At 69.6% G+C, this 11,179-nt stretch carries 12 protein-coding genes; 11 read left to right on the top strand and 1 reads right to left on the bottom strand.

Translation table 11 applies throughout. The annotated features are described in order from the left end of the window. The 9 genes from NJ4_RS22175 to NJ4_RS22135 all read left to right on the top strand — a co-directional run. Positions 1 to 840: acyl-CoA dehydrogenase family protein (locus tag NJ4_RS22175; RefSeq protein WP_067440660.1), on the top strand; the 840-nt coding region annotated here is incomplete at its 5' end. After that, entirely contained in the window at positions 837 to 1,643 is an 807-nt protein-coding gene (locus tag NJ4_RS22170) for an SDR family NAD(P)-dependent oxidoreductase (RefSeq protein ID WP_217996960.1), read from the top strand. The genes NJ4_RS22175 and NJ4_RS22170, both read left to right, overlap by 4 nt. A 1-nt stretch (position 1,644) precedes the next feature. Next, positions 1,645 to 2,727, top strand: coding sequence for a phosphotransferase family protein (locus NJ4_RS22165; RefSeq protein WP_067440654.1), 1,083 nt, complete (start codon positions 1,645 to 1,647; stop codon positions 2,725 to 2,727). Next, positions 2,727 to 3,410, top strand: coding sequence for a histidine phosphatase family protein (locus NJ4_RS22160; RefSeq protein WP_067440651.1), 684 nt, complete (start codon positions 2,727 to 2,729; stop codon positions 3,408 to 3,410). Before NJ4_RS22165 ends, NJ4_RS22160 begins: the two co-directional genes overlap by 1 nt. Positions 3,411 to 3,447: 37 nt before the next feature. Continuing rightward, positions 3,448 to 5,505 (top strand): acyltransferase family protein, encoded by a 2,058-nt coding sequence (locus NJ4_RS22155; protein WP_067440648.1) that lies wholly within the window; start codon positions 3,448 to 3,450, stop codon positions 5,503 to 5,505. A 113-nt stretch (positions 5,506 to 5,618) separates the two neighbouring features. Then, positions 5,619 to 6,689: a FecCD family ABC transporter permease gene (locus tag NJ4_RS22150; protein ID WP_067440645.1), complete on the top strand. Its 1,071-nt coding sequence runs from the start codon at positions 5,619 to 5,621 to the stop codon at positions 6,687 to 6,689. Then, entirely contained in the window at positions 6,686 to 7,741 is a 1,056-nt protein-coding gene (locus NJ4_RS22145; protein WP_067440642.1) for a FecCD family ABC transporter permease, read from the top strand. Before NJ4_RS22150 ends, NJ4_RS22145 begins: the two co-directional genes overlap by 4 nt. Then, positions 7,738 to 8,595, top strand: coding sequence for an ABC transporter ATP-binding protein (locus tag NJ4_RS22140; protein WP_067440638.1), 858 nt, complete (start codon positions 7,738 to 7,740; stop codon positions 8,593 to 8,595). The genes NJ4_RS22145 and NJ4_RS22140 overlap by 4 nt, the downstream gene beginning before the upstream one ends. Then, positions 8,576 to 9,610 (top strand): ABC transporter substrate-binding protein, encoded by a 1,035-nt coding sequence (locus NJ4_RS22135; protein WP_067440635.1) that lies wholly within the window; start codon positions 8,576 to 8,578, stop codon positions 9,608 to 9,610. The genes NJ4_RS22140 and NJ4_RS22135 overlap by 20 nt, the downstream gene beginning before the upstream one ends. A gap of 86 nt (positions 9,611 to 9,696) precedes the next feature. Here NJ4_RS22135 and NJ4_RS22130 read toward each other — a convergent pair whose 3' ends face one another. Beyond that, entirely contained in the window at positions 9,697 to 10,446 is a 750-nt protein-coding gene (locus NJ4_RS22130) for an SDR family oxidoreductase (protein ID WP_067440632.1), read from the bottom strand. A gap of 29 nt (positions 10,447 to 10,475) precedes the next feature. On the opposite strand from NJ4_RS22130, the gene NJ4_RS22125 reads away from it, so the two are divergent. Both NJ4_RS22125 and NJ4_RS22120 read left to right on the top strand, forming a co-directional pair. Beyond that, complete coding sequence (locus NJ4_RS22125) at positions 10,476 to 10,850, top strand: VOC family protein (protein WP_067440629.1); 375 nt, start codon at positions 10,476 to 10,478, stop codon at positions 10,848 to 10,850. Positions 10,851 to 10,913: 63 nt separating this feature from the next. Next, on the top strand, positions 10,914 to 11,179 hold a 266-nt coding region (locus NJ4_RS22120), incomplete at its 3' end, for a TetR/AcrR family transcriptional regulator (protein ID WP_169799311.1).

The raw sequence follows: 11,179 nt of genomic DNA, 5'->3' as shown, positions 1-11,179 counted from the left end.
GAGCCGTTGCTCGACGGCAGGATCCGCAGCGGCTTCGGGATGACCGAGCCGGCCGTGGCCTCCTCCGATGCCACGAACATGGCGGCCACCGCGGTCGTCGACGGCGACGAGGTCGTGGTCAACGGCACCAAGTGGTTCACCACCGGCATCGGCAACCCCGAGTGCAAGATCATCGTGTTCATGGGGCTGACCGACCCCGACGCAGACCGGCACCACCGGCACACGATGGTGCTGGTGCCGCGCGACACCCCGGGCGTGAAGGTCGAGCGGATGCTTCCCACGATGGGCATCTACGACGAGCCGCTCGGCCACGGCGAGGTGTCCTTCACCGACGTCCGGGTTCCGCTGACCAACATCATCTCCGGCCCCGGGGAGGCCTTCGGCATTGCCCAGGGTCGCCTCGGACCGGGTCGGGTGCACCACTGCATGCGGCTGATCGGGCTGGCCGAGGCTTCCCTCGAGCTGGCCTGTCGGCGCGGCCTGGAGCGGACCGCGTTCGGCAAGCCGCTGATCAACCTCGGCGGCAACCGCGAGCGCGTCGCCGACGCCCGCATCGCGATCGACCAGACGCGCCTGCTGGTGCTCAACGCGGCCTGGAAGCTCGACGAGGGCGGCCCGTTGAACGCGCTCTCCGAGGTCAGCCAGATCAAGGTCGCGGCGCCCCGGATGGCGCAGCAGATCATCGACTTCGCGATGCAGGTGCACGGCGGTGCCGGCATGACCAACGACTTCCCGCTGGCCGCCGCATGGACGGGTGCCCGGGCGTTGCGCCTGGCCGACGGACCCGACGAGGTGCACCAGGGCATGGTCGCCCGGCTCGAACTGGGGAAGTACCTGTGAGCGCCGACGCGGGTCGCCGGGTGCTGATCACCGGCGCGGCGTCCGGCCTCGGCGCAGCGCTCGTCTCGGCGTTTGCCGGTCGCGGAGACCGGGTGCTGGCCACGGATGTGGCCTTCGAGAGTGGTTTCGAGACGCTCGCCGGCGCGCGCTCCTCAACCACCGAGACGCGCCTCGACATCACCTCGGACGACGACTGGGCCGCCGCGCTGGCCTGGGTCGAGCGCGAGTGGGGCGGCCTCGACGTGCTGGTCAACAACGCCGGTGTCGCCGGGGGCGGTCGGCTCGACGTGGCCACGATGGACGAGTGGGAGTGGATCACCCGCATCAACCTCTTCGGCGTGGTGCGCGGCACCCGCACGTTCGTGCCGATGTTCAAGGACCAGCGGTCGGGTCACATCGTCAACGTGGCCTCGCTCGCGGGGCTCGTGCACCCGGCCGGCATGGCGTCGTACAACGCGGTCAAGGCGGCCGTGGTGGCGCTGAGCGAGACCACCGGCCACGAGCTGGCGGCGTACGACGTCCGTTGCTCGGTGGTGTGCCCGTCCTACTTCCGGACCAACCTGATCGACGGCCTCAAGGGAGCCGACACCGCGCTCGGCGCCGTGATCGGGCAGCTCGTCGAGAACTCGCCGTTCAGCGCCGACGACATCGCCGCGGCCGTGCTCGAGGGGATGGATCGCGGAGAAGATGTCATCATTCCGGACGTTGCCGCACGCGGAGCATGGCACCTGAAGCAGAATGACCGCGCGGCGTACGACGCAGTGATGCGCAAGCAGGCCGCCCGACTCGACAAGATGGGATGACGTGACCGACAGCGACGCGGGCAATCCGGCCCGACCCGTTCGTGATGAGGACTCCTTCGACGTCGCAGCCGTCTCCGCCTGGCTGCGCGCCCACGCCGCCGAGGAGTTCCGCCAGACCGTCTTCGCCGACCCCGAGGTGCGCCAGTTCCCCGGTGGCGCGTCCAACCTCACCTACCTGCTGCGCTATCCCGACCGCGACCTGATCCTGCGGCGACCGCCGGTCGGGCGCAAGGCCGCGGGCGCCCACGACATGGGGCGGGAGTTCCGGATCCAGTCGGCCTTGGCGCCGGTCTTCCCGCTGGTGCCGGCGATGGTCGGCTTCTGCGACGACGACTCCGTGCTCGGCTCCGACTTCTACGTGATGGACAGGCTCGACGGCACGATCCTGCGCAAGGACTTCCCCGACTCGGTCTCGCTCGATCCCGAGCAGGTCGCCACGCTGTGCCAGAACGCGATCGACGTGCTCATCGACCTGCACCGGGTCGACGCCACCCGCCCCGACCTGGCCGCCTTCGGCAAGGGCGAGGGATACGTCGCCCGCCAGGTGAGCGGCTGGTCGAAACGCTTCCGGGCGGCCCGCACCGAGGACGTCGGCGACTTCGAACCCGTGATGGCCTGGCTCGACGAGCATCAGCCGGCCGACGTCGGCACCTGCGTGATCCACAACGACTTCCGCTTCGACAACCTCGTGCTCGACGCCGACGACCCGTTGAACGTGATCGGCATGCTCGACTGGGAGATGGCCACCCTCGGCGACCCGCTGATGGACCTCGGCGGCGCTGCGGCGTACTGGGTCGAGGCCGGCGACGACGAGTTCTTCCAGATGTTCCGCCGCCAGCCCACCACGGCACCGGGCATGTGGACCCGTGCCGAGCTGGTCGAGCACTACTGCGAGCAGATGGGCTTCGAGATGACCCCCGAACGCTGGCGCTTCTACGAGGTGTTCGGCCTCTTCCGGCTCGCCGTCATCGCCCAGCAGATCTACTACCGCTACTTCCACGGCCAGACCACCAATGAGGCCTACGCGGTCTTCGGTGACGCGGCCAGATATCTCGAGCACCGTTGCCAGGAGGTCATGGCCTGATGGGTCAGTTGTTGCTGGTGCGCCACGGACAGGCCTCGTGGGGCACCGAGGACTACGACGTGCTCTCGCCCCTGGGGTGGGAGCAGTCCCGCATGCTCGGTGTGGCGCTGGCCGCGCGTGGCCTCAAGCCCGACGTCCTCGTCCAGGGCTCGATGCGTCGGCATCGCGAGACCGCCGAGGCCACGATCGAGGCGGCCGGCTGGTCCGGCGTGGACGTGGTCGACGATGACGGGTGGAACGAGTTCGACCATCTCGGCATGCTGGCTTCGGTGCCGAGCCCCGAGGAGGGGCGCGATCTCACCCGCGCCGAGTTCCAGACGTGGTTCGAGCGGGCCACCGGCCGCTGGACCTCCGGCGAGTTCGACGGTGACTACCAGGAGTCCTTCCCCGCGTTCGCGGCGCGTGTCGACGCGGCGCTGCAGCGCACCATGGACCGCGTCGGCAGCAGCGGGACGGCCGTGGTCTTCACCTCGGGTGGCCCGGTCTCCCTGGCGGCGTCCGGGTTGCTGGCCACCGTCGCGCCCGACCTCACCGCGGCCTCGTACGCCGGCATCTGGGGCCAGCTGAACAAGGTCGTGGTGAACTCCTCGGTCACCAAGGTGGTGGTCGGTGGACGCGGAGCCACCCTGGTCTCGTTCAACGAGCACTGTCACCTGGAGGGTGACGGCCTGACCTATCGCTGAATCTTTGGGCCGGGGTCTCGTCGGGTATAAAAGGCGGGTGTCCGGCACCGGGGGAGAGCGCGTCAAGTCGAAGGCGAAGCGTGCCGACATCCAGGGGCTGCGAGCCATCGCGGTCGGCCTGGTGGTCCTGGCGCACAGCCACTTCCCGTTCTTCGACGGCGGCTTCGTCGGTGTCGACGTCTTCTTCGTCCTCTCCGGCTTCCTGATCACCGGTCTGCTGATCAACGAGTCCGAGCGGTCGGGGCGGATCAGCATTCCGGGCTTCTACGCCCGCCGGGCCCGCCGGATCCTGCCGGCCGCGACGGTCGTGCTGGTCGCGGTCACCGTGTTCGTCGCACTCACCGAGCCGCTGACCCGGCTCAAGGTGGTGGCCGACGACGCTCTGTGGTCGGCGATCTTCCTGGCCAACGTGCACTTCGCCGACATCGGCACCGACTACTTCGCCAGCCAGGACCCGTCGCCGGTGCAGCACTACTGGTCACTGGCGGTCGAGGAGCAGTTCTACCTGGTCTGGCCGCTGTTGCTCATACTGTTGGTCTTCCTGCGCAGCTCACGCCGCACCATCTTCGGTGCGCTGGCCCTGATCTGGCTGGTCTCCCTGGTCTGGTCGATCTGGCAGACCAACCAGGCGCCGGTGGACGCCTACTTCTCGTCCGTGGCCCGCGCGTTCGAGCTCGCGTCGGGCGCCCTGGTCGCCGTACTCACGCCGGTGCTGAACCGGCTGCGCGACGGGCAGCGGGTCACCCTCTTCGTGGTCGGCCTCGGCCTGGTCCTGCTGGCCTCGTTGACCTTCACCGAGCGGACCCCGTTCCCCGGGTGGCTGGCCCTGGTCCCCGTGCTCGGCACAGCGGCCCTGCTCGCCGCCGGCACCGGCCGTGAGGTGGGCCCCAGCAAGCTGCTCGGGCTCCAGCCACTGCGCCACATCGGCGATCTCTCCTTCTCGATCTACCTGTGGCACTGGCCCGTGCTGATCGTGGGGGACAAGCACGTTCCCGAGGGGCTGGCCGGCACCGCGCTGCTGCTGCTGATCACGCTGGCACTGTCCGAGCTGAGCTACTTCCTGGTCGAGCAGCCGTTCCAGCACGGCAAGGTGCCGATGGTGCGCGGCCGGTGGTCGCTGGTGCTGTGGCCGGTGTCGCTGGCGCTGGTCGCCGGCACCGCGATGGCCTCCAACCAGTACGGCGAGGCCGAGCTGGCCCAGAGCCGTCAGGAGGCTCAGCGCTACTACCAGGAGCACCCCGAGGCGCTGCAGGAGGCGAAGCCGCGCAACATCACCAAGGCGCTGCGTCACTCACTGCAGCTGGCCGACGACGGCGCCCCGCTGCCACCCGACCTGGTCAACGTCGATCATCTGGGCCGTGACATCTGGCAGGAGCCGTTCCCCTGCTACGCCAGCTTCGACGACACCACGACCAAGATCTGCCCCGCGGGCGACGTCGATGCCGACAGGACGGTCGTGATGTACGGCGACTCGCACGCCGGCATGTGGATGCCCGCCCTCGACGCGGCAGGCAAGAAGCAGGGCTTCAAGGTGATCCCCCTGGTCAAGGTCGGCTGCGCGCCCTACGACGTACCCCAGACCAACAAGGGCGAGGCGTTCCCGACCTGCCCGGAGTTCCGGGACTGGGCACGCGGCCAGATCGAGGAGATCCAGCCCGACGCGATCGTCCTGGCCCACCGCGGCATGTTGTTCATGGACTCCTCGACGCCGGACGAGGACTGGGCGACCGGTGTGCGCGCGACCGTCGAGGACCTCGCCACGATCACCCCGAACATCAAGGTGCTCGGCGACATCCCCAAGATCCCGTGGGAGCCGCAGGACTGTGTGACCGACGTCGACGCGTCGATGGAGGCCTGCACGGCGCGGGCCGACAGCCTCGAGATCCACTCGAACCCGATCACCCGCGATGCAGTCAGGGGCACCGGCGCCGACTACGTGCCGACCACGGACCTGATCTGCGTCGACGATCGCTGCCCGCTGGTCGTCGGAGACGTCGTGACCTTCCGGGACAAGGCGCACCTGTCGCTGAGCTGGACCACGATCATCTCGCCCCGGTTCGCCGAGATGCTGGACCTGCGGTTCCCCCACCCCTGAGTGGTGGGCAGGCCCACGCTGGACAGCCCCACAGAGGCTTAGGTTAGGCTGCCCTTTGTTGCGCGGTCTCGGGTGCCTGCGTCGCGTGGCAACCGTCCTGTCCGAGGAGTTCCATGTCCGTGCCGTCGAGGCCTGTGCCGTCACCGGTCGCTGCCGGCGAACGCTCGGTCACCGCCGGGACCGTCGCCGGACCGCTCGGCCGCGGCGGGCTCCTCCTGGTCAGCGTCGGGGTGCTCGCCCTGGTCGCGATGAGCAGCCTGGCCGTCGGCTCCGAGACGCTCTCCTTCGGCACGGCGTGGCACGAGCTCTGGCACGAGACGGACACCGAGGCCGGCTCGATCGTCCGAGGGCTGCGCTTCGACCGCACCCTCGTCGGGGTCTGCGTCGGCGCCGCGCTGGGCCTGGCCGGGGCGCTCATGCAGGCGCTGACCCGCAACCCGTTGGCCGACCCCGGTCTGCTCGGGGTCACCGCCGGATCTGCCGCCGCCGTGGTCACCGGCATCACGTTGCTCGGCCTGACCGCCCCCTCGCAGTACCTGTGGCTCTCGCTGCTCGGCGCCGCGCTCGCCTCGGTCGCCGTCTACGTGCTCGGATCCGGGTCGCGCTCGGCAATGAGCCCGGTGCGGCTGGTGCTGGCCGGGGCCGCGGTCACCGCCGTGCTGACCTCCTACGTCAACGGGCTGACGATGCTCAACCAGCAGACCTACGACGCCTTCCGCTTCTGGGTGGTCGGCACCCTGGTCAACCGGGACCTCGACGTCCTGATGGCGGCCCTGCCGTTCCTGGGGGCCGGCACCCTGCTGGCCCTGCTGCTCTCGGGCGCGCTGAACGCGGTCGCCCTCGGTGACGACACCAGTCGTGCCCTGGGCGTGGCGGCGGTGCGCACGCGGGTCGCCACGGCGGTGGCGATCACGTGCCTGTGCGGGGCGGCCACCGCCGTCACCGGACCGATCGGCTTCGTGGGCCTGACCGTGCCCCACCTGGCGCGCGCCGTCGTCGGGCCGGACCAGCGCTGGCTGCTGCCGTTCTCGATGGTCTTCGCCGCGATCCTGCTGCTCGCCGCCGACGTCGTCGGCCGGGTGGTGGCCCCCTCCGGCGAGCTCCAGGTCGGCATCATGACCGCGGTGATCGGGGTGCCGGTCTTCGTGTTCGTCGTACGCCGCCGGAAGCTGGCGCAGCTGTGAGCGTGCTGGCGCAGGGGGCGGGCCGTACCGCCGTGTTCCGCGGGGGAGCGGTGTCGCTGCGCGTCGAACGACGGTCGGTGGTGGTCACGGCGCTGCTCGGTGTGGTCACCGTCGGCTCGCTGCTGGCCGCGCTGCTGCTGGGCTACTACACGGTCAGCATCGACCAGGTGGTGCGTGCCGTCTTCTCCGAGGGCACGCCGGCCGAGGAGTACATCATCAGCGACCTGCGCCTGCCGCGCGCCCTCACCGCGTTGATGGTGGGCGCTGCCCTGGCCATGTCCGGCGCCATCTTCCAGACCCTGACCCGCAACCCGTTGGGCAGCCCGGACGTGATCGGCTTCGACACGGGCGCCGCGACCGGTGCCCTGGTAGTCATGCTGATGCTCGGTGGGTCGGGCGTGCTGACCTCCGTCGGCGCCGGGGCCGGCGGTGCGATCACGGCCGCCGTGGTCTACCTCCTGGCCATGCACCGCGGCTCCAACGGCTTCCGTCTGGTGCTGATGGGCATCGGTGTCGGCGCCCTGCTGCTCTCGGTGAACCACTTCCTGATCACCCGCTCCACCTTGTACGACGCCCAGTCGGCCGCGGTCTGGCTGATCGGCAACCTGGCCGGTCGCGGATGGGGTCACGTGCAGCTGCTCGCGCCGGCCCTGCTCGTGCTGAGCGTCCTCGCGCTCCGCATGAGCCGCGACCTGCGCATGGGTGAGCTCTCCGACGACAGTGCCGCCGCCCTCGGGCTCTCGATCGAGCGGTCCCGGGTGCTGTGCGTGGCGATCGGCGTCGGCCTGGCCGGGGTGGCCGTGGCCGCCGCCGGCCCGATCGCCTTCATCGCCCTGCCCTCACCACAGATCGCCCGGCGCCTCACCAAGGTGCCCGGGCCCAACCTGGTCCCGTCCGCGCTGGTGGGCGCGAGCCTGCTCTGCCTGGCCGACCTGGCCGGTCGCGAGCTCTTCGTGCCCCGCCAGGTGCCCGTCGGGGTGCTCACCGGAGTCGTCGGCGGCCTCTACCTGGTCTGGCTGCTGACCCGCGAATGGCGGAAGGATCGCAGATGAAGGATCGCCACGTGAACGGTCAACGACTGCACGCGCAGGGCATCACCCTGGGCTACGACGCGCGCACCATCACCGACGACCTGTCGGTGGCGATCCCGGACGGATCGTTCACCGTCATCGTCGGCGCCAACGGGTGCGGCAAGTCCACCCTGTTGCGCGGTCTGGCCCGGCTCCTGAGACCTCGCTCCGGGTCGGTCTTCCTCGACGGCGAGCTGATCACGGCGTACCCCACCAAGGAGGTGGCCCGACGCCTCGGTCTGCTCCCGCAGGTGCAGGTCGCCCCGGAGGGGATCACGGTCGTCGACCTGGTCTCCCGAGGGCGCTTCCCGCACCAGAAGCTGCTTCGTCAGTGGGCGCGCGAGGACGAGACCGCCGTGGTGGAGGCACTGGCCGCCACCGGCATCACCGATCTGGCCCCCCGCTTCGTCGATGAGCTCTCGGGCGGGCAACGGCAGCGCGTGTGGTTGGCGATGGCGTTGGCCCAGCAGACCGAGATCCTGCTGCTCGACGAGCCCACGACCTATCTCGACATCGCCCACCAGGTCGACGTCCTGGACCTGTGCGCGGGGCTGCAGGCGCACCGCGGCTACACCCTGGTCGCGGTGCTGCACGACCTCAACATGGCCTGTCGCTACGCCACCCACATCGTCGCCATGAAGGACGGCGCCGTGGTGGCCGAGGGCCACCCGAGCGATGTCATCACCGAGAGCCTCGTGCGCGAGGTCTTCGGTCTCGAATGTCGGGTCATCGACGACCCGGAGTCCGGCACCCCGCTCGTGGTGCCCAAGCATCGACCGGTCCGGGTGACCGGCTCGACAGATGAGGAGAAGAACCATGTTCCAGCGCAGGCATAGGCGCCTCGGCGTCACCGGAGCCCTGGTGGCTGCCGGGTTGCTGGCACTCACCGCCTGTGGTGAGGGCGGTGACCTCAACGAGGGCGCCAAGGACAAGAACGAGAACCTCGCCGTCGAAGGGCCCTTCACCTACACCGACGCCCGCGGGAAGGACATCGACCTGGACACGGTGCCCACCAAGGTCGTCGCGCAGAGCAGCGTCGCGGCCGCCCTGTGGGACGCCGGCTACAAGGTCGACGGTGTCTACGGCGAGCTCGGCGACGTCGACGGCAAGCTCACCTACCAGGCCGGGTCGATCGACACCTCACAGGTCGACGTGCTCGGCAAGACGTACGGCGAGTTCGACGCGCAGCGGTACGCCGTGATGCAGCCCGACCTGCTGATCGACTTCAGCATGGACGGCAAGAGCCTCTGGTACGTCCCGACCGAGCAGTCCAAGCAGATCTTCGAAGCCGCACCGACACTCGGCCTCACCGGGCAGGGCATCCCGGACACCGATGCCGCGATCGAGACCTTCGTCGAGCTGGCCGGCAAGCTGGGCGCCGACACCGACAGTGACGCGCTCGCGGCCGACAAGGCGGCGTACGACAAGGCGCTGGCGCGGGTGAAGGCGGCGGCGAAGGACAAGCAGGGCATCAAGGTGCTGCTGGCCTCACGCAGCAAGGAGGACTTCTACGTCGCCTCGCCGGAGAACTTCCCGGAGATCCAGACCCTGGCCGAGGCCGGCGTCGAGTTCGTCGAGGTGAACGCCGACCAGGCCACCGGCGGGTTCTTCGAGCAGCTCAGCTGGGAGCAGGCCGGCAAGTACGACGCCGACGTCATCATCTACGACGCGCGCGAGGCACCCGGCACCGCGGACGAGGTCGCCAAGATCCCGACCTGGTCCCGTCTCCCCGCGGCGAAGGCCGGTCAGGTCTACCCCTGGTACACCGCCGCGCCGTACTCCTACAAGCAGTACGCGCAGATCTACAACGACGTGGCCGAGTGGCTCGGGAGCGTCGAGAAGGTCAACTGAGAGGTCCGTACGGGACAGTCGTCGCCCGCGACACGCCGTACGCCCGGCGTGTCGCCGGGTCAGGGGAGCCCTGGCGGACCCCGCGGTCAGATCAGGCGCTTGAGCACCGGCAGGGGAGCGTGCTTCATCACCACGCTCATCGGCGCCCACGGCAGCGGCGGCACGCAGGCTGAGTCCTTCTCCTTCTCGATGGCGTGCACGATCGCCTTCACGCCCTTGACCGTCGAGACCTGGAGCGGGTTCTTGTGCTCGGCCTTCTCGTTCATCTCCGAGGCGATGAACCCGGGATAGATCACCGAGACCTTGATCGGCTTGCCGTGCAGCTCGGTGCGCAACCCCTCGGCCAGATGCGCCGCCCCAGCCTTCGTTGCGGCGTACGTCGTCATCGACTTCGGCATGCCGCGCATCGCCGACATCGACGAGATCATCACGAAATGACCGGCGTTCTGGGCACGGAAGATCTCCATCGCCGCCTCGGACTGGGCCAGCGCGGCGACGAAGTTGGTCATCGCGGTCTCCCGGTTGGCGTCGTACCGACCGGTGCCCAAGGGGGCGCCCTTGCCGAGGCCGGCGTTGATCACGACGCGGTCGATGGTGCCGAAGTCGGTGGCGAACCCGCGGAAGACCTCGAAGACCTGGTCATCGTCGGTGACGTCGAGCTGGCGGATCTCCACACGGCGCCCGGGGTGCTTGGCGAGGATCTCGGTGCGCAGCTCCTCGAGCTTGTCGAGACGTCGCGCGCACAGGGCGAGGTCGTGGCCGAGGTGGCCGAACTGTCGGGCCATCTCGGCGCCGAGTCCGGAGCTGGCGCCGGTGATCAGAATCGTCTTCGTCATGCACCGAGTGTCGCGTACTGTCTGAAGACATGACCGGACGCGTGGTGCATTTCGAGATTCCGTACGGCGAGAGCGATCGTGCCAAGGCCTTCTACGCCGAGGCCTTCGGCTGGGAGCTGCTCGACATCCCGGAGATGTCCTACACGCTCGCCACCACCGGCCCCTCCGGGGAGACCGGGCCGACCGAGCCGGGGTTCGTCAATGGCGGTCTGATGCGGCGCGAGAGCCCGACCGAGGGCCCGATCATCGTGATCGACGTGCCCGACATCGACGTGGCGCTGGCCAAGATCGAGTCGCTCGGCGGGTCGACCGTGCTGGGCAAGCAGGCCGTCGGCGACATGGGGTTCGCGGCGTACTTCAAGGACGTCGAGGGCAACATCATGGGGCTCTGGCAGTCCGCCTGAGTTCGTTCGCCTGATTAAAAGTCAGGCTTGACTGTTTGTTCGTGCTGGGGCACGCTGGGTGACGTGACCACCACTCCCGCTCGCGTCCCGCAGGAGGAACGCTCGCGCGCCATGCGCCAGCGGCTGCTCGAGGCAACGGTCGAGTGCCTGGTCGAGGCCGGTTTCAGCGGCACGTCCACCACGTTGGTCTCACAGCGCGCCGGGGTCAGCCGCGGCGCCCAGCTGCATCACTTCCCGACCAAGAACGACCTGGTGCTGGCGGCCGTCGAGCACCTGACCGAGGTCCGCGGGGCCGAGCTCGCGGCCGCGGCCGCCCAGCTGCCGCGCGG

The organism is Nocardioides jensenii JCM 1364 = NBRC 14755 (assembly GCF_001552535.1).
GTDB classification, from domain to species: domain Bacteria; phylum Actinomycetota; class Actinomycetes; order Propionibacteriales; family Nocardioidaceae; genus Nocardioides; species Nocardioides jensenii.
This window is presented reverse-complemented; position numbering and strand designations above follow the sequence as displayed.

What these genes read in the sequence shown, in the direction of transcription:
- NJ4_RS22135 (WP_067440635.1), top strand. Translation starts at nt 8,576, where the DNA reads ATGTTCCAGCGCAGGCATAGGCGCCTCGGCGTCACCGGAGCCCTGGTG.
- NJ4_RS22140 (WP_067440638.1), top strand. Translation starts at nt 7,738, where the DNA reads ATGAAGGATCGCCACGTGAACGGTCAACGACTGCACGCGCAGGGCATC.
- NJ4_RS22125 (WP_067440629.1), top strand. Translation starts at nt 10,476, where the DNA reads ATGACCGGACGCGTGGTGCATTTCGAGATTCCGTACGGCGAGAGCGAT.
- NJ4_RS22130 (WP_067440632.1), bottom strand. Translation starts at nt 10,446, where the DNA reads ATGACGAAGACGATTCTGATCACCGGCGCCAGCTCCGGACTCGGCGCC.
- NJ4_RS22160 (WP_067440651.1), top strand. Translation starts at nt 2,727, where the DNA reads ATGGGTCAGTTGTTGCTGGTGCGCCACGGACAGGCCTCGTGGGGCACC.
- NJ4_RS22150 (WP_067440645.1), top strand. Translation starts at nt 5,619, where the DNA reads ATGTCCGTGCCGTCGAGGCCTGTGCCGTCACCGGTCGCTGCCGGCGAA.